Annotated in this window: 19 protein-coding genes and 1 pseudogene; 9 read left to right on the forward strand and 11 right to left on the reverse strand. The window is 60.0% G+C overall.

Annotation, left to right across the window (positions count from 1 at the left end; genetic code table 11):
- On the forward strand, positions 1 to 579 hold a 579-nt coding region (locus tag AAHB17_RS17570), incomplete at its 5' end, for a metallophosphoesterase (RefSeq protein ID WP_342131974.1).
- A 110-nt stretch (positions 580 to 689) separates the two neighbouring features.
- Here AAHB17_RS17570 and AAHB17_RS24770 read toward each other — a convergent pair.
- Positions 690 to 905 (reverse strand): annotated as a pseudogene (locus AAHB17_RS24770) (transcriptional regulator); the annotation flags it as partial.
- Between AAHB17_RS24770 and AAHB17_RS24775 the strand changes: the two are divergent.
- Positions 851 to 1,078 carry an HAD domain-containing protein gene (locus AAHB17_RS24775; protein ID WP_446719615.1) on the forward strand — a complete coding sequence of 76 codons (228 nt, stop codon included), beginning with the start codon at positions 851 to 853 and terminating at the stop codon, positions 1,076 to 1,078. The pseudogene AAHB17_RS24770 and the gene AAHB17_RS24775 sit on opposite strands and share 55 nt — an antisense overlap.
- Positions 1,079 to 1,117: 39 nt before the next feature.
- Here the strand turns inward: AAHB17_RS24775 and AAHB17_RS17575 are convergent, their stop codons facing one another.
- Positions 1,118 to 1,759: a hypothetical protein gene (locus AAHB17_RS17575; protein WP_342131975.1), complete on the reverse strand. Its 642-nt coding sequence runs from the start codon at positions 1,757 to 1,759 to the stop codon at positions 1,118 to 1,120.
- 53 nt (positions 1,760 to 1,812) lie between these two features.
- A complete protein-coding gene (locus tag AAHB17_RS17580; protein ID WP_342131976.1) occupies positions 1,813 to 2,472 on the reverse strand; it encodes an NUDIX hydrolase in 660 nt (219 codons plus the stop codon).
- Between the two features lie 59 nt (positions 2,473 to 2,531).
- Between AAHB17_RS17580 and AAHB17_RS17585 the strand changes: the two genes are divergently transcribed.
- The 4 genes from AAHB17_RS17585 to AAHB17_RS17600 all read left to right on the forward strand — a co-directional run bounded on the left by AAHB17_RS17585 (position 2,532) and on the right by AAHB17_RS17600 (position 5,633).
- Positions 2,532 to 3,473, forward strand: coding sequence for a metallophosphoesterase (locus AAHB17_RS17585; protein ID WP_342131977.1), 942 nt, complete (start codon positions 2,532 to 2,534; stop codon positions 3,471 to 3,473).
- A 14-nt stretch (positions 3,474 to 3,487) separates the two neighbouring features.
- Complete coding sequence (locus tag AAHB17_RS17590) at positions 3,488 to 4,027, forward strand: hypothetical protein (RefSeq protein WP_342131978.1); 540 nt, start codon at positions 3,488 to 3,490, stop codon at positions 4,025 to 4,027.
- A 26-nt stretch (positions 4,028 to 4,053) separates the two neighbouring features.
- Positions 4,054 to 4,350 (forward strand): hypothetical protein, encoded by a 297-nt coding sequence (locus AAHB17_RS17595; RefSeq protein ID WP_342131979.1) that lies wholly within the window; start codon positions 4,054 to 4,056, stop codon positions 4,348 to 4,350.
- A 314-nt stretch (positions 4,351 to 4,664) separates the two neighbouring features.
- The gene (locus AAHB17_RS17600) at positions 4,665 to 5,633 is read left to right on the forward strand and encodes an ADP-ribosylglycohydrolase family protein (RefSeq protein WP_342131980.1); all 969 of its coding nucleotides are present in this window, start codon (positions 4,665 to 4,667) and stop codon (positions 5,631 to 5,633) included.
- 73 nt (positions 5,634 to 5,706) lie between these two features.
- Here the strand turns inward: AAHB17_RS17600 and AAHB17_RS17605 are convergent, their stop codons facing one another.
- The 4 genes from AAHB17_RS17605 to zorA all read right to left on the reverse strand — a co-directional run bounded on the left by AAHB17_RS17605 (position 5,707) and on the right by zorA (position 13,945).
- A complete protein-coding gene (locus tag AAHB17_RS17605; RefSeq protein WP_342131981.1) occupies positions 5,707 to 9,465 on the reverse strand; it encodes an SNF2-related protein in 3,759 nt (1,252 codons plus the stop codon).
- Positions 9,462 to 11,150 carry an EH signature domain-containing protein gene (locus AAHB17_RS17610; RefSeq protein WP_342131982.1) on the reverse strand — a complete coding sequence of 563 codons (1,689 nt, stop codon included), beginning with the start codon at positions 11,148 to 11,150 and terminating at the stop codon, positions 9,462 to 9,464. Before AAHB17_RS17610 ends, AAHB17_RS17605 begins: the two co-directional genes overlap by 4 nt.
- 83 nt (positions 11,151 to 11,233) lie before the next feature.
- Entirely contained in the window at positions 11,234 to 11,962 is a 729-nt protein-coding gene (locus AAHB17_RS17615; RefSeq protein ID WP_342131984.1) for an OmpA/MotB family protein, read from the reverse strand.
- Positions 11,963 to 11,965: 3 nt separating this feature from the next.
- Complete coding sequence (gene zorA / locus AAHB17_RS17620) at positions 11,966 to 13,945, reverse strand: anti-phage ZorAB system protein ZorA (RefSeq protein WP_342131986.1); 1,980 nt, start codon at positions 13,943 to 13,945, stop codon at positions 11,966 to 11,968.
- A 1,103-nt stretch (positions 13,946 to 15,048) separates the two neighbouring features.
- Here zorA and AAHB17_RS17625 point away from each other — a divergent pair.
- Entirely contained in the window at positions 15,049 to 15,291 is a 243-nt protein-coding gene (locus AAHB17_RS17625) for a hypothetical protein (protein ID WP_342131988.1), read from the forward strand.
- Positions 15,292 to 15,979: 688 nt separating this feature from the next.
- Complete coding sequence (locus tag AAHB17_RS17630; protein WP_342131989.1) at positions 15,980 to 16,528, forward strand: HNH endonuclease; 549 nt, start codon at positions 15,980 to 15,982, stop codon at positions 16,526 to 16,528.
- Between the two features lie 83 nt (positions 16,529 to 16,611).
- Here AAHB17_RS17630 and AAHB17_RS17635 read toward each other — a convergent pair whose 3' ends face one another.
- The 3 genes from AAHB17_RS17635 to AAHB17_RS17645 form a co-directional block, all read right to left on the reverse strand.
- Positions 16,612 to 17,046 carry a hypothetical protein gene (locus tag AAHB17_RS17635; protein ID WP_342131990.1) on the reverse strand — a complete coding sequence of 145 codons (435 nt, stop codon included), beginning with the start codon at positions 17,044 to 17,046 and terminating at the stop codon, positions 16,612 to 16,614.
- 612 nt (positions 17,047 to 17,658) lie between these two features.
- The gene (locus AAHB17_RS17640) at positions 17,659 to 17,955 is read right to left on the reverse strand and encodes an acylphosphatase (protein WP_342131991.1); all 297 of its coding nucleotides are present in this window, start codon (positions 17,953 to 17,955) and stop codon (positions 17,659 to 17,661) included.
- Positions 17,956 to 17,959: 4 nt separating this feature from the next.
- Entirely contained in the window at positions 17,960 to 18,493 is a 534-nt protein-coding gene (locus AAHB17_RS17645; protein ID WP_342131992.1) for a DUF2889 domain-containing protein, read from the reverse strand.
- A gap of 132 nt (positions 18,494 to 18,625) precedes the next feature.
- Here AAHB17_RS17645 and AAHB17_RS17650 point away from each other — a divergent pair, with 132 nt between their 5' ends.
- Entirely contained in the window at positions 18,626 to 19,132 is a 507-nt protein-coding gene (locus tag AAHB17_RS17650) for a cupin domain-containing protein (protein ID WP_342131993.1), read from the forward strand.
- Positions 19,133 to 19,189: 57 nt separating this feature from the next.
- Here AAHB17_RS17650 and AAHB17_RS17655 read toward each other — a convergent pair whose 3' ends face one another.
- On the reverse strand, positions 19,190 to 21,655 hold the full coding sequence (locus AAHB17_RS17655; protein WP_342131995.1) for an adenosylcobalamin-dependent ribonucleoside-diphosphate reductase: 2,466 nt from the start codon (positions 21,653 to 21,655) through the stop codon (positions 19,190 to 19,192).
- Positions 21,656 to 21,698 lie beyond the last annotated feature (43 nt).

Here is a 21,698-nt window from a genome sequence, read left to right on the forward strand (position 1 = left end):
GAACTTCGAGCCGCGGCCAGGGGTACGTCAGTCACGTTCTTGGAGCGAGATGTGGTGGACTATGGTGGCGTGCGGTTTCTGGGCTGTACTTTGTGGACAGACTACCGACTGCAGTGCAATCGAACGCAGCGTCAGTTGATGGAGCACGCACAGCTGCGCATTAACGACCACAGGCTCATAAGTACGTCGGATGGCAGCTTTTTCACAGTTGCACGGGCACTTGAAGAACACAAGGCCTCAAGAGCCTGGCTCGAGAGCGAGTTGTTAAAAGACTACGACGGTAAAACTGTCGTAATCACACACCACGCACCACATTCGTTGTCTGTTCATCCACGGTACGCAGGTGATGCAACAAACGCAGCTTTCGCCAGTGACTTGACTGACCTCTTGCAGCGCGCAGACTATTGGCTACACGGTCATGTGCACGATTCGTTCGACTACACGGTCGTGGGATGCAGAGTTGTCGCAAACCCCCGCGGGTACGCCCGCAATATTTCCGCTGTAGAACACGCAAGACAGCTTCAGTTCGAGAACCGGCTCTTTAGCTATGCATGTATCGTTGACATCTCAGGTGAATGACGGAAGCGTTTGTCCCGATGTTGGTCCATTGGATGTTGCCACCCTCCACCACGTTTCGCTGCCAGTTTGAACTTTCTACATCAAAGATTTCTGTGAATCCGCCAGCACCTTCATTCATCCCTGTCATCGTTGTACATGGCGCTTGCAGCAGTGTGTTCTTGGTGAATGCGACGCCGTAGGTCACTGGGTGAGAGTACCTTGACGTGACAGCCATGACGGAGGATGTCCATCGACAGCTCGGTCATGTCGGTAAACGGAACCACCATTTCCAGTGAACCATCGGCATTCAAGGTGCAACGCTGCTTCGGATGCCAAGACTCTCTTGATACCCAGGCAACCCTCCGCGTGGGTTGCTATCGATGATGACGCTGCCGACTGGCCACCGCACACAGCCGCAAACTTTGTCGCCAGTGACCCCACATACGGTTTGTCCGCCCCACAGGTTTACCTGGAGTTGCAGCAGAAACTTGAGGCTCAGTTTGGAGCGCAGGCCAGTTGAAAGGCCGCATTGAATGAAATCATCATGAAAACCCTCTCTTCACGTGTGACTATGTTGTCCGGTAGTTGCCAGTGAAGCAGGAACGAATCCGGCGGAGAACGCCCCGACGATAGATGCTGGCGTCAGCACAGATACGGTGGAACCGGCCGCTAGGTTCTCGGGCTCACCGTAGCCAGCAAAACTCCACCGGTGATGGCCTGACCGCCCAACAAGATACGCCGCACTGCCTATGGTGAACATGGCTCCCATCGGAAGTTCGCCTAGGGTTGCCGAGTAGGACCGCTTTTCACCACCGCGTTGCGCTCGTTCGTTATGGAGAACCTTGTCGATTTCGGACATGGCAATGTGCTGACCGGCGCCAGCTGTCCCGACGTTAGCGCGAATCCAGGCCTCTTTGAATTGCTTACTTCGCTCCCGCTGGCACGTGGTGCATGGGCGGTGTCCTGCCGCAAATGCTGTTGCTTCGTCAAGGAAGAACAGCTCCGAGTAGTTACCTGCAGAAAAGGGCTTGGGACGGCGAACTTCCTTGTAGTTCAGACGGCACGTCACCCAGCCTTTGTGAGCCCATGGCCGGATGACCTCGTTTTTTTCGTTGTGCAGGATGCCTCGATTGCCCATCAGTGCTCCTCGGTCAGGAACGGCATTCAACACACCCCACGGGTCTACGCGATTTTTCAGCATGGCTTTCCTTGGTTTTCGGTTGCGATTGGCTCTACAACGTACTCGTTTTGAGACTAAAACGAAAAGCCGTCGCCGGCGCAGTACAGCTGCGCAGGACGCTGCGCTCCCCGCTCGTACTCATCGAGCTCGACGAGTTCTGATGAGCCTTTGAGCTGTCGACGAAACGAGCTCTTGTCCAACTCGCGTCCAAGAATTGTCTCGATAGTTCGCTGTAGCTGCGTGAGCGTGAATTTTTCAGGCAGAAGGTGCAGTGGCAGTTTTCCAGCCCCCACTTTGGCACGCAGTTTCGCGACAGCTGCGGTCAAGTGTTCAGCGTGGTCAAACGCGAGACGGTGGCCGGGCGCGGAGGCATCTACCCATTCCAGTGCCTCGACCTTATTGCGTACCAGCGCATTGACCTTGTCACGAGGCAGCAACGCATAAAACAGCACCGATATCGACCAACCGCGTGGGTCTCGGTCTGGTCCGCTGAAGGTGCAGACCTCTTCGACCAGAGGTAACTCAACGCTGACCTTGTGTGCCAGTACCCGACGGGCAGCAGATTCCAGCGAGCGGTCCAAGTGAGGTTTCAGGATGCCGCCAGGCAGCGCCCATTGCTTGGCTGCGGGCTCTTCCGCTCGCTTGACCAGAAGCACTTGGAGGCGGCCTTGGTCGACACTGAAAAGCGCAATGTCGACGCCGACCAGGGGGAAAAGCTCACGAGTCACACTCATAGTTGCAATTTGCTACTAACATGCTTAGAATAGTGTCATTATGCAACTAAGGGGTCTCGATGGAATACGACATCATTGGTGACATTCATGGTCAGGCCGACAAGCTGGAGGCCTTGCTGCTTGGGATGGGCTACCGTCAGCACGCGGGTGCCTATCGACACCCGACCCGCAAGGCCATCTTTGTTGGCGACTTCATCGACAGAGGTCCCCGACAGGTTGATGCCTATCGGCTCGCGCGGAACATGGTCGAGGCAGAAAGTGCCTTGGCTGTCTTGGGAAATCACGAGTTCAATGCGATTGCGTGGCACCTGCCAGACCCCGAAAGGAGCGGCACGGGTCATTTCCTGCGGCCGCGGCACGGCGAGTTGGGCGCCAAAAACCGCCACCAGCACAGTGCCTTTCTGGGCGAAGTCGAAGGAACACCGTTGCACGCGGAAATCATCGACTGGTTCCTCACGCTTCCGCTGTGGCTGGAGTTGCCTGGGCTTCGAGTTGTGCATGCCTGTTGGCACGACGGCTACATGGCGGAGCTGGCGCCATTGCTTGGAGAGGGGCAAACACTGACGCCCGAACTCATGGTTCGAGCCAGTCGCAGTGGTGACCCGGTCTTTCGGGCGGTCGAGGGGCTCACCAAAGGGCTGGAAGTTGCCTTGCCAGATGGTCACTCGTTCCGAGACAAGGACGGTCATGAGCGACGAAATGTCCGCATCCGTTGGTGGGATGCCCACGCATCAAGCTACCGTGAGCTGGCCTTGATGCCCGACGAGGACCGGGCACAGTTGCCGGACGTTCAAGTCAACGACGTCAAGCCCTCCTACGACCAGCGTAAGCCTGTCTTTTTTGGTCACTACTGGATGCAGGGGGCACCCGCCTTACAGGCTGAGCGAATGGCGTGCGTGGACTACAGCGCTGGCAAGGGTGGTCCCCTGGTGGCGTATCGCTGGGGCGGAGAGGAGCTACTTACGTCGAACAATTTCGTCAGTACTGCGCAGCTGAACTAGCGCATCCCGGCCGAATGACCGAGGCCGTTCCTGACGATTCAACTCACGATATTGGAGCGACGATGACGGAAAAAACGGAACCAACAGCGGGCCAGGTCGCAGCCAAAAAGGCCATCAAGACCGCAAAGACCGCCATGACACTCGCCAAGGCACACTTGGCACGTGAGTCCAACAAGCACGGCGGGCGCTGGCAGTGGGTGGACTTTCCAGGTCCAAACGGCAGGGAGTCTGCCGGCATCGTTGACATCTTGGCCGTCCGGAAAAAGTGGGACTTGCTGCCAGGCGCAGAGCTCCAGAAGCTCAAGCACCTGGACCTTTTCGACTTTATGTTGATACAGGTGAAGGGTGGTAGTGCGCCCATGCCGACCGGCGACGATATTGAGCGTCTAGAGCTGGTAGCTGACCACTACAACGCGTGCACTGTGTTGTTGTATCAGTGGAGCGAAAACGCCAAGCAGGCTACAGGCTTCAGGGTACTCAATCGGGACATCCACCAATTCGGTGAACTGGTAACGGACGGGAGTACGGTCTTTGGCAAAGTTCTGGGAGGATGACAGTGCCGGCTGGAAACACCTACCTGTTGAACTGTGTCCCCGAGTTTGTCGCGCGGGGTTTAAAGAGGTGCGCGGTGCCTGGGGTCAGCGTCCGAACCAACCACACCGCTGTTGCAGATTTCTGGAGACAAGACGACGGCATCATCAAGTTGCGAATTGCCTGCATGGGCTATGACTGGAGCTTCGAAGCACGGCTTGCCTCTGGAGCACCGATTCCAGATGACAAAGAGTCCATGGATGCCTTCGCCTGGTTTGTCTCCGAGGAGCTTTATCGGTGGATGACAGAAGACGCTGCGGACCTTCCTCCTTTTGACGACGATTGACTGCGCAAGTTGACCCTCATCGGTTTCCGCAACACCAAAACATTCGAGAAGCCCTTCCATGAAAGCTCGAGCCCAACAAAAAGGGAAGCGATTGCCGGTTGTCTGCTTCAACAGTCATGACGACCTGAGCATAAAGAGCTACGTGGTCAAGGCTGAGGCAATCACTGGTGACCACGTTGAGCTCACGAGTGAGGACAGGAAGAAGCTCGAATACAGCTTGCGGGTTTTCCGGGGCCTGGCAGCGGCAATGGCAGCCCGTCCCGCTCAAGCACGTCAACAACAGAAAAAGCCCAAGGCGAAGGAGGCCAAAACAGATGGATATCAAAAACTTCGCGCAAGGTTGTCTGGTCGGCGCCTTCGTCGGCGATTCAGCGGGAGCGCGTCTGGAGTTCCTAGGGCGCAGGCCTGACGATGCCGAGCTGGACGATGCGCTCGCCATGAAAGGCGGTGGTGTCTTTCGGATAGCGCCCGGCCAAGTCACGGACGATGGAGAGTTGACTCTGGCGCTCGCACGCGCCCTTGTGGGTGAGGAGACCTATCCCCGAGAGAAGGTGGCGACCAACTACCGCGCCTGGGTAGCCAGTCGTCCTTTCGATGTTGGGAATGCGACGTCCAGCGCGTTGGGCGGCAAAGTGAGAGTCGATGTGTCTGTTGCCGATGCTGTGTCTGCATGCGCGGCAAAACACAATCTCGCCTCAAAAGCCAACGGGGCACTGATGCGGGCAAGTCCCTTGGGTATCTGGTCGGTGAGATGCTCCGTGGAAGAAGCGATTGCCGCAGCAAGGACCGACGCGTTGCTGACCCACCCTAACCTGACATGTCAGTGGGCCAATGCTGCATACGTCGTCGCCATTCGACATCTGCTCCTGAATGTCGGTGACTTCGACGGCGCGTTTGCACAATCACGGCGAGCTCTCGATGCTGGCGCGGATGACGGTGCGCGTGAGGTGCGGTCCTGGTTGGAAAATGCGGAGCAAGGCATTCTGCCCGCGTGCCATCCACTTGCGGGCTTTGTCCGTATAGGGTTCACGCATGCCTTTCACCATCTGCTGCGCGAGACAACTTTTGCGGATGCACTGCGGCAGGTGCTTTCTGGCGGTGGAGACACAGACACAAATGCATGCATCGTCGGCGGGCTAGTGGGCGCACGGGTGGGATTCGCAGGTATTCCGGGGTCGATGAGCGACGCGATACTGAGCTGTGACACAACCAAGGGGCGGCCCAGGCCGCCGTGGTTGCGGACAAGGGGCGCTCTAGCGCTGGCTAGCGAGTTGATTGCCTGATGGTGCAGTGCTATGGCAAGTAAGGTTTTGGTCCGACGTTCTGAATCTCCGGACGCTAACCAATTTCCTCCTTTTACGCCTCTTGCCACTCAGTGAACAACACCTTTTCAACCTCTAGAATGGTCACGGGTGTTTTCTCAAGCATCTCAACGAGTTCGGGCTGTTCAATGAGTTCCACAGAGTTCAGCTTGGCGTGCATTTGGGTTTGCTGGTCAAAGAACTGGTTGGTGATACACGCCAGTTCGAACTCGACCTTGGGAAACCGCTTTGCATAGAACGCGTGGCCAGCAACAACATCCTTCACAGCATCCCAGTTGAGCGTAGAGCCGTCTGAGCTGGAGCTTTTTGCCTGCACCAGCTTTCCTCTGCCATCCCCTTGCGGCAATGCAACTACATCAACGCCATGGTCTCCGGAGCCGGGGGTGCGGTGAGCGAGATACCCTCGCTTCGCGTAGAGAGCCGCTGCGAGCGCTTCAAAATATTCCCAGTTCATCGAGAGTGCGACGTCCTTCGTCACCCACTCTTCTGAGAATCCCACGTCAGGAGGCGCGACATCTTCGAAGTCGAAGTCACCAGGCTTGAGGTCGCCCGCACCGTTGAGCATGTCGTTGGCAAGCCCCCGCTTCTTTTCCAACAATCGGTCAAGCTTCACATCAAAAGTGGTGAAGTCTTCAGCCTGTACAACGGGGTAGTAAACAAAGACGTCCTTTGTCTGCCCAATGCGGTAAGCGCGGTCGGTCGCCTGGTCTTCTTTGGCCGGGTTCCAGGTCCTTGTGTAATGAACGACGTGATTCGCGGCCTGGATGTTCACACCGAAGCCAACCGCCACAGGCGATAGGACGATGACGTTGAATCCGGGCTTCTCCTGGAAAGCGCGGATTCGCTTCTGTCGGCTCTGCGCGTGCGATGCAGATGCTGCAGTGTCGCCGTTGATGATGTCGGGGCGCAGGTCGAAGTGCTCTTCAATGTAGTGCTGCAACAAGCGTTGGATGTTTCGAAACTCGCAGAAGACGATGACTTTCTCGCCTACACGTCGAATTTGCTCAAGCTCCTGAATAAGCCAGTCGAGCTTGGGCGCTCGAGCACGGTACTCAAGCAATGGCTCAGGCTTGAAGACATCGAGCCCGTGGCGACGAGGGTCAGTGCAGATAAGGCGCAGATAGTGCAGTAGCCCGAGGTGGTTTTTGAACGGAACGTTTGCACCAGGTTCGTTGCGCCGCTTGAACAGTTCAATTGCGCGGGCATACAGCTCTCGTTGCCGTACCGAAAGAGGCAGTTTGCGGCAGCGCTCCACCACAATCTTCTTGGGGAGGTCTCGGGCCACCTCTGCCTTGGTCCGACGAAGAATCTGGGGAGCGATGAGCTTGCGCAGCTCCTCTACACGCGCCCTGTCCTCATCAGTCTTGGCTTCAATCGGTTTTCGGTAGCGGCGGCCGAAGTCGTTGAGTGCGCCAAGAAGTCCGGCCTGCACAAAGTCAAACAGGCACCACAAGTCCGCCAAGGTGTTCTCGACGGGCGTACCCGTACAGGCGATGCGAAAAAGGACATTCTGCTTCTTGGCGGCACGAGTCACCATGGCCGCAGGGTTCTTTATCTTCTGGGCCTCGTCGCACACCATCAATGACCAGCGTTGCGAGGCGAACGAGAACTCCAGGTCTCGAAGCGTTTCGTAGGTGGTCAGAACGACTCGAGCGCCACCAATCCAGTTCGGCTTGAGAAACTTTGTGAGTCCATCCTCGTTTCTCAGGCGAGCGTCGATGCTTTCCGCCGGTACTCGCAGCGCTGCCAGGTCTTCACCGTAAGCTGTCAGGATGGGCAAGCTACCGGACTTGAAGAACTTTTGTGCTTCCTCCTTCCAGTTCTCCAGCAAGGAGACCGGTGCGACGACCAGCATGGGTTCAATCGCTGGCTTCTTCTCAATGGCCCACGCCATCAGGGTGAGAAGTTGCAAGGTCTTGCCTAGACCCATGTCGTCCGCCAACACCGCACCACGGCAGTTGTAGCGGCTGCTCGCCTCAAACAAGGTCTGCAACCAGGCGACCCCGTCAAGTTGGTGGGGCAGCAATGGGTACTCGCTGCGCAGGGAGCCCGGAAGTTCAGCTATGCGGCCCTTTGCCGAGAGCGCTGCCACGCGCTCTTCTGCGTAGTCGACGGTGTCTATGTTCGACAGTAGAACGGGCGTCTTGCGCTTCGCGGGAGACGTCGCCTTGGCCCCTTTTGGCTTTTCTGGGTCGAAGCTGCCACCAGCTGCATCGTCCATGGCTTCCGCGAACGTGGCTGTTATGCGCTCCGCTTCTTCCAAAGGCATTGGCTTTGGAACGCCAGGGATGTGCACCTCGGACTTCCCGGCGGCTTTCGCTGCCGCGACCTTTTGCGTCAGGTCATCGAGCCCCTCCGGGCTTATGGGCATGGACACCAGTTCAGTCTCGCCTTCTGGCATCCACGAAATGATGTTGATGATGTTCTCGGGAAACCAGCCCTCCTCCTCCTTCTTCTTGGCGATGTAGGGGGAGTAGTAGGGCTTCTCGAAGCCGATTTCCTGTACGCGCGATGCGTAGTGCGTGAGGTCGTAGACCTGCGCGTAGCTGATGAGAACCTGCGGACGTCTGCGTTCTTCAAGAGCCGTCTCAAGGGCCGCCAGGTGTTCGCCGGCATCACCCTGGAGCTCCAGGTCAAACCCGTTCCAGGCGAGAAGCGGGTGACCTCGGTCGAGAGCGGCACGCAGAGACTTGGTGAACTTGGCCAGCGCCGTGTCATCAAGCCAGAAAACCTCTGACGAGGTAGGACCCTCCGCAGAGGCTGTTTCCACCAGCAAACCCACCTTGACCGGGTAGCCCAGTTGGTCCCGTTCAAACCGAGGCAAGAAGCGCTCGTATTCGAGCCCAGCGTCGGCACGGGCCGCTTCGAACTGAGCCTCATCAATCACAGCGTTGGCATCTTCCCCAAGCGCCGCATAGGGATTGAGAATGAATGCCTGCGCGCGAGCGCCCGCAACACGCCTGCCGGGCAACCGCTTGATTTCATCCAGAACCGTGCGCACCTTCGGACTCACCACAACCTGGACGATGCCGTCGGCAGTGGGAATATCGTACCGTGACTGGACATTGGAATGCTGGTCGAAACGTTCTATCCAGTCCGCAGGTGCGCCCTCGAACGTTGGCTGGACCTCAATGACAGAGTCATCGCCGATATGGGCTCGCCGCAGACCAATCGCAAGCTTCTCGGGCGTCAAGACCACGGTCTTGGTCAGGAACGCATCAAGCCTCGCGCCAGCCTCCTGCGCGAGTCGTCGGATGCGTCCCCAGGCCAGTCTGTGGTGATGACCTGTTCTCAGCTCAGCGGGTCGACGAGAAAATTCGCGCACCGCCTGTAGGAGCACCCAAGTGGTGGCGCTAAGCAGGTGAGTGGACTGGCCAACGTTCAGAACGGGGCCTTGAAGAAGCCCCTCGTGTGTCACCCCATCCTCCCCGCGCCAACCAATCACGCTGATGCTGAAGCTCTCATCCTCGAGCGAACCTTTGCTCGCGAGTACTGCTGTGCACTCAGCCTGCGGTGGAAGTTTCAGGAGCGTCAAGGGTGCTTGGTGTTCGGGATGCGCCTGCATTGCGTACACCGCATCCCAAGCAAGGACATAGCCGCCGTCGAGCTGGCTTGCAAGGGCTTCCTCCTCGAGTTGACAGAGCCATGCAGTGAGCAAAGGGGCATCGCCCAACTCATGGCAACCCTCCATCGCTTGCTGCATTAGCCTAAGTCCGTCCTCGTCTGCGCGAGCAAACCAGGATTGCTCGGACTTGCCCGCATCACTCTTCTTGAACAGCTTCAACAGACTCACTCATCCCCCCGTTTCCACCATCCTTTTGCGGCGTTCTTGTATTTGAATCCCCAGCGACACAGTATTTCGTTGACACTCGCATCGGTGTCATCAGTCCGAATCCAAAGGTTTCCGTTGTCCTGGGTCTTGTCATCGACCTGGAGTCTGTACTGAGACGCAAACAGGGAAAGTGTAGCGAGATTGAACTTGGTGTTCCGCCAGCGCGCTTCCTCTGTAGCAGTCAAAGACGACGTGCTCCAAGTAGACTGAGCGGGTTGAAGAATTGCCCGAGGGTTCGATGCCGGCCCGGTATCTTCATGGCTTGCGGGTGCAGCCTCACTGCGCACAGGAGGTCTAACGAGTACCTCTCCCGTCGGAGCGCTCTTCGGGCGAACGCCGTACTTGCTCGCAAGCTCGAACTCGAACCTGCTCTCCCATTTCTGGTGGCCCTTGATTCCGTCCTGATGCTGCAACCAGAGCTGCTTGCTCGAAAGCTTCAGAGAGTTCTTGGCGTCTACCGGGGTAACTACTGGCACATCCAGTCGGAAGGGCAACGAGCCTCGAGCGTCATAGCCATAGCAGGCGTTGCTGTAACCACTGAACTCAACAACAAGCAACGGTCCCATGCGCATGATGAACGCGTTGTTCGACCGTACGTTGTCATCCAGCGGCACGACGAGACCCGCCATTTTCTTACGCAGCTTTTGGAAGTCTGGAGAACGGTTCACCCGTGCGTCTGAACCCAATGCAAACCTGATGTCCGAAATTACGTTCACATAGCGAGCCCAGAACTTGAGGCGTCGGTCGTCTCCTGTGTTCTCTTCGGCGAGCAAAGTGAAGAAGGCTTCGATGAATTCGAGCTTCAACCATTCCGTGACCATGGCCTTGGCCTCGGAGGAGACATTTGGATGCCTCCACATTGCATTCGTCTCAAGCCATGGGTTTCCCCACCAGGCCACAGCCGCATCGCGGAGGGGGATGGCCAGCGGAGGCGGCGCGAGCTTTGCGAAGCGATTCAAGACGAGCGTGAGCCCTTCGTCTCGGATGAGCTCGTTGTCTTGCAGCAGGTCGATGAGTCGATACAGGACGCTCAGGAAATCCGTGTCTGCCTTGTTGACCCCCGCCTGAATCTGGGCAAGTAACATCTTGCGAACGAACCATGAGCTGCCCGGCACGTTGAGGAATTCGAGCAATTCGTCAACGTCCTGAGAGTTGCCTGAAAGCAGCGCCGGCCCGTAACGCGAGCAAGGGTCCCGGCCCAGGACATCTTTATGCTGTTGAAGTGTCTCTGCCCATTGCGGGTTCTTTGGGCCATCGATGATTTGCTCAGTGCGCTCCGCTAGGTAGCCTCGAAGCGACTCCCAGTTTCTGACACCAGAGTCAGGAGCATCTTTCGCCTCGTAGTCATAGGAAAAGTATCCCTTCAGCAGGCCTTGATAGCAGCGGCGGTACTGCCTTGGTGCGGGGAGGTATTTATCCACCGAGTCGAGAAGCGCCGGGAAGCGTTCACGGTCTTCAATGACTTTGACTCGCTGAGGACCGACTGGGAGCACAACTCCATGAGACACGAGGTGGGCATCGCGGAATGTATCGATACGTCTGGTTGTCCAGAACCGCTTGACCGCTTCTTCCTGCAGGTCCCTAGGAACGTAAGCACTCGCGCCTTGCTGAAGGTGTTTCTCCAGCTTGGTGATGTGCCCGTCCAAGGACCTGTCGGATGACCAGGGGCGTGACAGCGGCCGCTCAGAGCCGTCGCTCATCAGTGACTGAAGTCGAGCTAGAGCATTCATCATCCGGGCAACGCACAAGCACCGAAATTGCCCGGCGCAACATCAACTGTCGGCTTGCGGGACTCCTTCACGCCGAGGAATTGCAGGCGCATCTCTACGCGCCGACTCTCATCGTCGGAGTCTTTCGCGGCATTGAATGAATACCCACCAACCACGAACAGTGCGCGCACTTGTTCGAGCTGCTCCGACGTCATCGCCTGCTCGCTTGTGTCAGGAAGGGCGAAGAGGGCGCAGAGAACTCGCTGGCTTCGCTGCAGGCTCAGGTCAAGGTTTGACAGGTAGGTCCCCTTCCTGTCGGTGAATCCGTCCACCACGATTTCCTTGAGCACCTTCTTGCCGAGCTCGTCGTTGGCCTGCTCAAGAATCGCTGGAACAAAGGCTCTCAACAGCTTCTGCTGCTCGAGGGTCAGTGTGGACCTAGCGAAGGGAAACTGCGCCCTTGTTCCGAAATCGACCACATTTCGCTCCCGGTCGATGGTGATACCCCTGAATTGCTCCTGCTTGGCGACGTTCTCGAAACGCGTCAAAAGCTCGTTGATGTCCTTGCGATGTTGTTCTTCTTCTCGCTCTCTTTCGGTGACCGTCTTCGTCACCGCAAGCAGTGCGACGGCCATGACCACCAGAAACAAGACCATCAGCGCCGTCATCAGGTCTGCATAGGAAATCCAGAACGGCTTCTCAGCCTCGTCCTTTGAACGGGCCCGTGTGGGAAGTCGTGTGCCAAACATGGGTTATCGACGGGAGGTTGCGGCGCCGGCCAGAGATACCTCCAACTCCTCCACCGCTGAAGCTAGCAAGCCAACAGCAGAGCTGAGCTTTGCGTGGAAATCGCCATTGGCTCTGTCAAGGGTCTTGGTGAGGCCGTCTGCGAAGCGCTCGTGCGCGGCACCTAGCACCTCGGAAACTCCGTCAAGATACACCTCTGCCTGTGCCTGAGCTTCTGACAGCTTGCTCGCGGCCGACTGGATTCTCTCCAGCGCTTGCTGCGTCATCGAAGCTTCGCGCTTCGCAGACTCAACCACTGACTTGAGTTCCGACAGCATGGATGCTGTGGCTTCGCGGTTGGCCTTGTAGTCGGCCATCACCGTCTGGAGCGCGGACGACGACGACGTAAGCGAGCCACTCACTTCTGTCATCTTGCTAGCAACCGTAGCTGCCTGTGTCAGAGCGCCAGTGACACGCTCGCCCGCCTGCGCAAAAGCCGTTGCCCCTTGTTCCAGCACTCGTGCGCCAGCGTTCATCTTGTCAATCGATGTCGTCGTGGTCCTTTCTAGCGATGCGACGCTTTGCTGCATCTGGACTGTCGACTCAGCCATCTTCTTGACCACTTCAGCAACCGAGGCTCCCATCGAAGACACCATTCCAGTGGTGTGTTCGTTGAAGGTCTGCTCGCGCTGGCGCTGCTCTTCGTTCGACCGGGCAGATTGGGCTTGGAGTGCTCCAATCATCTCGCTGACCTGTTTACTCAGTCCGGCGATTGCCTCATTCAGCTTCGCAGAGGTCTCGCTTTGAGACCGGGCCACCAAATCCTGGATGCCCGATACAAGGGCTTGTGTCTGGTTGTTGATGTCAGCCTGCCGCCGTTCCATTTCCTCAATGGCCTTGGCCATGCGGTCTGCCATTGCTTCGCCGGAACGCTCAGTACTCTGTTCCATTCGACCCACGAGGGTATTCAGGCTGGCAACGGCATCTTGCATAGCCTGTGCACTGCGCTGGTTGAGCTCTTGTATCCCGCTGATTTGGCCGCCAAACAGCTCATTGAGCCGCTGACTGAAGCTGGCCATGACGTCCTGAAGCAAGTGCGCCGCAGTTGATGTCTGCTCACCGCTTGCCTTCTCGACTATTTCTCCAATTCGCTGTAGGGGCGCCTGAAGACTGGATTCGATACCTCCAGTAATTTGGCGGCCAAGCGCCTCCGATTGCGACGCACCGGCAGCAATTTGTCGCTCAGTCATCTCCTGCAGCATGACCTTGAGGTCACCCACAAGGGCGTCCTTGAGTATCTTGGACTGTGCCGCTGAGTCCTCTGATGCGGTAACCAGGCGAGATAGGTACTCTTCACCCGCGCCCATCGAGAACATGCCATCGAGGTGCTGCGCAATGTCCTCGGTCAGCCGGTAAAGAGAGGCGAGGAACCACTTCTCGACCAGCGTGACAAGCATCGCAAGGCCAATTGCCAGTGCTGAAACCAGAAAGGCTTCAGTGACACCATCGAGAAGCGTCTTCAGAGCTGCGCTGACCAGCGCTGGGTCCTGCGAAACTTCAAAGCCCTTGAGGCCAACAATCAGACCTGAGAATGTGCCGATGATTCCAATGCCAGTGAAAATGCCTGGCAGATGCTTGAAGAACTCAGTTCTCAGGCGACTATCGACAACTTGCTGGCTGTTGAAGAACGATTCGGCTGGGGCCGTCGCGCGAAATGCAACGGTGACAAGTTGGCCGTCACGCTCTTCCTTTTGCTTGTGGAGCGTGTCGCTGAACTCCTTCCAAAGATGCTTGAGCCTTGGGTCTGGCTCGAAGACCTCTCGCATTGCTCCTTCGGTTCTCGGCTCTCCTTGCTTTAGCTGTTTGAGGACGTTTGCTAGCCGAAAGCGAAGAAATAGACCCGGGAAGAAGAACAATGCCAGGAAGGCAAGCAGCAGCACTGCGAGGACACCTCCGAGCAACAAAAGGGCTTGCGGCGCATTTAGCACCATCTCCATCCAGGTCATGCTGCCCCCCTCGTCAAATGTGTTGCCTTTGCCGTGATGCCCTGTCGTTCACGGGACTCATGAACAATGACCTCCAGCATATTTGCATGGCTTCGGCGGTCAGCTTCTGCGGCGGCAGTTATGCCACCGGCACCAAGTCGCTTGGCTTCGTCCCGCAGGTGGCGCAACTCTTGGGCTAACTTGGGTACGTTGATGGGGTGTCGGTCGGGGTGCCGGGGGGCCGGAATCGACCGATTGGATGTTTGTGCCCAGTTCTTGAACCAGTCGAAAAGCCCCATTAGGTAGTCTCTTTGGCAATTCTTGATTGAGGGCGCTCAAGTGACGCCCGGCTCGGCAATTGTGCCTGCAATTTTTAACAATTTCTCCATTGGTGAACTGCCTTCCTATCCTCTGAGCACTCTGCACTAACGTCAATTTTCGGCATTTGGATGTCGCTATCAGCTGAAGACCGCCCTTGGGAGAGCTGTTACGGCCGCAGTGGCAGGGTGCTGCAACGGAGTGACTGCAAGAGGCTGTCCCCGTGCTTTTCTCGCGTGATTTCAGGAAGAGCGACCGCCCCACGGGCGCGAATAGCGCCTGTACTCGCAGCCCGCTCAGACCTTCTGCAATCAGCACCAGATTGACGTCACTACCCGCCGCCACAGCCTCAAAAATCGCCGCAGCTTGCACTTGCGGCGGCAGGTGCCTGCGTAGCGTTTCGATTAGGCGCTATTGCTCGGTCATCGCTGCGGCATAGCGCATCGAGCACCTCTCGCAAGGGCATCTTTTTGTGCCAGGACGAACGGGCGCTGTCAAAAAATCTGTCCTAGCATATATCGCTCAGGTTTCACCCGCCAATGGTCAGAGCAGATGCCGCTGGTCAGCCAGGTTGAAAACCACCGTACTACCCGTCCGACCATCAAGCTGATGGTGGCCATGACCGCCCCCACGCCCAAGGATGTGCCCTACAAAGGCAGCGGTCCTGCTATGGCTGACCTGTTGGGCAATCAGATTCAACTGATGTTTGACAACCTACCGGGGTCATTACCCAATCCGAACTTTGCAGACGCGCCGACGTCAAGAAAGCCACCCTGCAGGCACCGCTGCACAAGGACACCACCCAGGTGGAGGTCATCGACTGGCTCGACCGACTGAGCGCGCAGTTGGCCAAAACCCGCGATGCCACGCGCGAGCGGGTCACAGCGGTGGCGGACGACCTGGCTGAAGAACTGCTGACCGTGAAGGCGGAGCTGGCTGCGGCGCACGCGCATATTGCAGCCTTGCTTGAAGAGAATGACCACGGTGCTTCGTGGTGGCTGTTCGGCTCCTGGACCTCTCGGATGGAAACGTCTGCTCGTCTCATCTGAAGGTGGCCAGGCGCAAGCATCACGCGGTGGCCTCTCTTCGTCAGCGCGAGAAACAGCGCGTTGGCGGTTGCCAGTGCATCATCCAGGAGTGCGGGCGACGAGATGATGTCTACGAAGATGCGTTTGAAAGGGTGGAGCAGGCCCGTGCTTTTCTCGCGTGATTTCAGGAAGAGCGGCTTCACGTCCTTCAGCAGCGGGTGTACCGATGGCAGGGCAGCCTTTTTCGAGGACCGCCCAGGCCTGTGCACACTTTGGCCGCCTGCAGTGGGAGCCGCAGCTACTTGCTTGCGCGCGACACGTTGGGTGTTGCCAACCGACAACCCGGGCTTCCACACGGTCAAATCTCCAGGTTCGGCCGGCGGGAGAGCAGCTCTTTGCGGCGCTCTCCCCATTTCATGCTGAGTCCAATACCCCAGCCCAGGCCTGGGAACTCGAAGTTCGGTGCAGACACGGGCCATGTAGCTGGACGACACGCCAAACATTTCGCCGACACGGAGCATTGGCTTGGTCCACACGAGCTCGTAGAGCTGTTCGCGCGTAATCGGGCCTACTGCTTGGGCGGCTGACTTGGCGGTGGTATCGGACTGGCTTTCGTCGGTATTCATCTCCATGTCCTCTTGGTTTGCGATGTGCCGGCTATGTGGGCTCATGTTTTGGCATGATGTGCTAAAAACTGCATGGCAACCAGATGCCCACCAAGCCCATAGACCGACTCCTTTTCGCCCAGGGTGGCGAGTGCTTTTTCTGCAAGCAGGTGCTGCAGAAATCCGACGCGAGCCTGGAGCACCTGGTGGCTCAGACGCATGGTGGAAAAGACAACGATGAAAATGTCGTGGTCTGCTGCAAGACCCTCAACGCGCTGTTCGGTCGCATGTCGTTGAAGGAGAAGCTTGAGGTCATCCTCAAGCAGCGAGGCGCTTTCGGTTGTCCTGCCCAGGCGCGGGCAGCAACTGCTGCCGCTGCTTCACCGAGTCAGGACGAGGTGCAGCTCAAAGCTGGGAGCTCACTGGCGGTGGTCGTTGAAAACCTGAGGAAACGTGGAAACGCTCGACCGACGCGACTGGACAAACTGGCGAACACCATCAAAACCGCGCTTGAGCATCAAAAACTTGATGGGAGCCAGGCAGACAAGGTCATAGCTCAGCTGCGGTCCAAACAGTGGGTTCGGGTGGATGGCGAGAAGGTCAGCTATCACCTACCAGTGGGCAAGTCGGATGCCACAGGTCAGACGGGTTGAGCACCGTCATGCCACCCGTCCGCCTAGATGCCTCAGTCTTTTTGATGGCGGTGCAGGAGCTAGGGACAGCGTAGTGAGACCCGTCAATTGTGGTCACGGAATCGCCCAAAGCCGACGCGTTCAGGTACGAACTGCTCAAGTGCTCGTGCTGCTCGTTTGAAGAGTGGGTTCTGCATGCGGGCCAAGTTCGCGTCGACGCAGTCGCCATCGGCCTCTCGCTGCAGCTCTCCGCGAATCGTCACCACCCGTCCGCTGAGTATTTCCTGCTCGAAACCGTCGCCCCTCTTCACCCGCTCCGACCACTCTGCTGCGCTGTAGAGGTGTACCTCAACGCGGCGCCCCAGCTCTCGCCCCACGGGCGCCAATAGCGCCTGTGCTCGCAGCCCGCTCAGACCTTCTGCAATCAGCAGCAGATTGACGTCACTACCTGCCGCCGCAGCCTCAAAAATCGCCGCAGCTTGCACTTGCGGCGGCAGGTGCCTGCGTAGCGTTTCAATTAGGCGCTCTTGCTCGGTCATCGCTGCAGCATAGCGCACCAAGCACCTCTCGCAAGGGCATCTTTTTGTGCCAGGACGAACGGGCGCTGTCAAAAAATCTGTCCTGGCATATATCGCTCAGGTTTCACCCACCAATGGTCAGAGCAGATGCCGCTGGTCAGCCAGGTTGAAAACCACCGTACTACCCGTCCGACCAGATGCTTCCCCATTTTTTGATGGCGGTACAGGAGCTGGTAAGTTGCCTCACCAAAATCAAGCGTATAGTCGGTTTTTAGAAGCATTAAAGACGCTGTTTCATTGCCGCATCCTCCTGTTCTTGATGGGAGATGGCACCCGCTGGTTGGTTCACAGGCAACGGCGAGAGCAGCGCTGGTAGAAATTTCTCAGCTTATGTGTCCAAATTTCTCAGCTTATGCTTCCCCGCGCGGCGTAAGTCATTGATTCATAAGCCCCGAAATTCTCGGCTTATGAGGTCACCTACAGATGGCGTTGGCTGTCTGGCCGACCGAAAAACCAAGCGCCATCCGTTGTCAAGACCGATGGCGTTTTCTGCACCTGCTTCTCTCGCAGGGCCGGAGCGCGGTCCCGCATGTGCTGCCGACACCCTGTTTTCAGTCGGCGCCAGTGCGTGCATCACACCGTGTCCCGCTGCTCAAACCCCCCGGGCGGTTCTTCGAAGGCCACTTCGGTCACGGCCACGCCCGCCACACGCGCGGCCTCAGGGCCACGTTGCGCCCATTCGATCAACTGCGTCACAGCGGCCGTGGCTCCGACGGCCAGGGCCTCCACGCTCCCATCCAGCCGGTTGCGCACCCAGCCCTTGACGCCCAGCGCCTGCGCCTGCTGGGCCATGCTCCAGCGGTAGCCCACGCCTTGCACGCGGCCGGTGATGCGCAGGTGGCGGGTGATGGGCGGTTCGTGCTGCGCCATGGGTTTATCCGCCCGACTTGGGCGCGCGCTCGGGCGCCTGCCAGCCAAAAAACATCGGATAGACCTTCTCCACCACCGGCCCGTTGAAGTCCCAGGCCAGGCATTGGCCCAGGTGCCCGGGTGGGTGGCCGTCGGTGGCTGGGGTGAAGGCCCCGGTCTTGGTCTGGAAGGCGGCGGTGGCCAGGTTGAACAGCAGTTCGCGCAGGTGGGTGCAGCTCTGGATGCCGCCGAGGTGGCGCTGGATGGTCTGGCGCCAGCCGCGGCCCAGGGTTTCGCCAACCATGCGCTGCAGCGGGGCCATGGCCTGCGGGCAGGGGCCGTGGGGGTAGGCGTCCATGGCCACCACGATGTCGCGGATGACCATGGCCTCGTCGATGCTCACGCGCAGCAGCATGTGGTGCACCGGCTGGCCCGGCGCCCAGCTGCCTTCGCCGCCGATCTCGAAGCCGTGGGGCTTGCTGTCGTGCAGTTCGCCTTCGATGTCCCAGAGGCCGTCGTCGCGGCGGAAGCCACGGTATTCGACGCGACGGGTGTGCATGTGGGTGCGGGGCTGGGGTGGCGGCAGGGGCAAGGCGCGATCTCCATGGGGCGAGGGGTGTGATGGTCCATTTTCCGGCATGGCGGGCGCCCCGGTGGCACACTGGGAATACCTCACCAGCCTCGCGATGCCATGACACACGATCACGACCATCCACACGGTGCTTCGCATGGGCACGCCCCGGCCTGGAAACACGATGGCGTGCGTGTGGTCCCGGGCGACCAGCTGGACGGCAATGTGCCCTCCACGCCGGGCATGGACCGCAAGGCGGCGATCAACTTCGCCCGGGTGGGCGCTCAAAAGCTCTGGGCCGGCACGGTCACCATCCACCCCGATGCCAAGACCGGCGCCCACCACCACGGCCCGCTGGAAAGCGTGATCTACGTGGTGCGTGGCCGCGCGCGCATGCGCTGGGGCGAGCGGCTGGAGTTCACCGCCGAGGCGGGACCGGGCGATTTCATCTACGTGCCGCCCTATGTGCCCCACCAGGAAATCAACGCCAGCGCGACCGAGGTGCTCGAATGTGTGCTGTGCCGCAGCGATGGCCAGGCCGTGGCGGTCAACCTCGACATCGAGCCGGTGGAAAAACCCGAGCAGGTGCTGTGGGTGGACCCCACGCACCCAACGGGCGGGGTGTGAGGGCGCCGCCTGTGGGCTGGAACTCCGCGGTGTCGCTCGCCGTCCCGGTTCAGGCCTTCAGCCGCAAGCCCCGATGTGCCCACACTGCGTGCAGTACTCGCAGCCATCCTTGCGGATCACGGCGCGGGCGCCACACTCCGGGCACTTTTTCCCGACCATGGGCGCCAGCGCCGGACCGGCTGGCGCCACGGTGCCGGTGAGGGCGGTGGGGTAAGGGGCCAGGCCGCCCTGCCGCACACGCTGGGCGCGCAGGCTCAGGATGTTCTGGATGGCGTAGGCGATGGCCGCCACCTCGGAGTCGTGCCACAGCGGCACGCGGGTGCCGTCTTCCTTGAGGGCGTGGCCGTGGCGCACCGGGCCGCGGTCCCAGGCCACCTTGCGCATGTCGCTGAGCGCGCGCTCCAGAAAACCGCCGCGCGCGGCCAGCGACAGCAGGCGCATGCTGGAGGTGATCCACTGCTGCGACTCGCCGCTCTGGCCCACGGGCATGAAGAACTCGATGGCGCGCTCCGCCGTGCCGCTGCCGTCGGCCTTGGGCACGGGCAGGAAGGAGACCACCACGTACAGGGTCTTGTGGCCTTCGTGGGTCCAGTACTCGATCTTCTCGGCCACCGCGTCCAGCGCGCCCTTGGGCCGGCTCTCGATCACGCTGCGCATGGGGTCGATCGCGCCCGTGTCGGGTGCCGCCGGGGCGGGCGCGGCGGCTGGCGTGGTTTCGAGCACCGCGCCCAGGATGGTGTTGGGCCGGTAGGTGGCCAGGCCCTTGAGGCCGGCGCGCCAGGCTTCCAGGTAGAGGTTCTTGAAGTCCTCGTAGGGGCAGTCGGCCGGCACGTTGACGGTCTTGGAGATGGCGGTGTCGATGTAGGGCTGCACCGCCTCCATCATGGCGATGTGGTCGTGGGCCGGCATCTCCAGCGCGCTCACGAAGGCGGGTGGCAGGGCCAGGGGGTCGCCGCCCAGCGCGGCGTACAGGCGCCAGGCGTGGTCCTGCACCTCGTATTCGCTGCGCGAGCCGTCGGCCTCGCGCTTGCGCCGGGTGTAGGTCCAGGAGAAGGCGGGCTCGATGCCGTTGGAGGCGTTGTCGGCAAAGGCCAGGCTCACGGTGCCGGTGGGCGCGATGGACAGCAGGTGGCTGTTGCGCAGGCCGTGGGTGCGGATGCGGTCCTTGAGCGCGGTCGGCAGCCGGCTGGCAAAGCCGCCGTCGGCGAGGTACTGCTCGGCGTTGAACAAGGGAAAGGCGCCTTTTTCCAGGGCCAGGTCCACCGACGCGCCGTAGGCCGCGTCGCGCATGCACTCGGCCATGCGGCGGGCCATGTCGCGCCCGTCCGCCGTGTCGTAGCGTAGGCCCAGCATCACCAGCGCGTCGCCCAGGCCGGTGAAGCCCACGCCGATGCGTCGCTTGGCCTGGGCCTCGCGCTGCTGGGCCGGCAGCGGCCAGTGGGTGAGGTCCAGCACGTTGTCCAGCGCCCGCACCTGCAGGGCCACGGCCTGGCCGAAGGCCTCGAAGTCGAACGCCGCCATGCCGCCATGGTCGAAGGGGTGGCGCACAAAACGCGTCAGGATCACCGGCCCCAGGTCGCAGCAGCCGTAGGGCGGCAGGGGCTGTTCGCCGCAGGGGTTGGTGGCGGTGATGGCTTCGATGGCGCGCAGGTTGTTGTCGCGGTTGATCTGGTCGGTGAACAGGATGCCGGGTTCGGCGAAGTCGTAGGCCGAGCGCATCACGGTGTCCCACAGCTCCTGGGCCGGCACGGTCTGGTAGACCCATTGGCCGTCGGCGCGCTGGTGGGCGCCGCGCGCCAGCCACTCCGCGCTGGGCCGTGCCGGGTGCACCAGCGCCCAGGGCTGCTGGCGCTGCACCGCGTCGATGAAGGCATCGGTGACGGCGACCGAGACGTTGAAGTTGTTCCAGCGCCCGGGCGTGCGCTTGGCGGTGATGAATTCGAGCACGTCCGGGTGGTCGATGCGCAGCACGCCCATCTGCGCGCCGCGCCGGGCGCCCGCGCTCTCCACCGTGGCGCAGCTCTGGTCGAAGACGTTGATGTAGCTGCACGGGCCGGACGCGGTCGACGCCGTGCCATGCACATGGGCACCGCGCGGCCGGATGCGGGAGAAGTCGTAGCCGACACCACCGCCCCGGCGCATGGTTTCGGCCGCTTCGCGCAGGGCCTCGTAGATGCCGGGGAAGCCGGCCTCGTCCTGGCCCTGGATGCAGTCGCCCACGGGCTGAACGAAGCAGTTGATCAGCGTGGCCTGGATGTCGGTGCCGGCCGCGCTCATGATGCGCCCGGCGCCGATGGCGCCCGCCTCCAGGTTGCGCTTGAACAGCGCCTCGAAGTGGGCCCGCTGCGCGGGCGCCTCCACGCTGGCCAGCGCACGGGCCACGCGCTCGAACAGGTCTGACTCGCTGCGCTCATCGCCCTTGAGGTACTTCTCGCGCAGCACGTCCACGGTGATGGGCTGCGGCGGCAGCGTCCATCGGGCGTCGGGTGGCAGGGGCAGGGGCAGGTCCAGTCGTTGGTTCATGGTGGGGGGCTCCTCAGGCGGCATGTGGCGTCCCGGCCGGCGT

This window comes from Hydrogenophaga sp. OTU3427 (genome assembly GCF_038440225.1).
In the GTDB taxonomy this organism is placed as follows: Bacteria; Pseudomonadota; Gammaproteobacteria; order Burkholderiales; family Burkholderiaceae_C; genus Hydrogenophaga.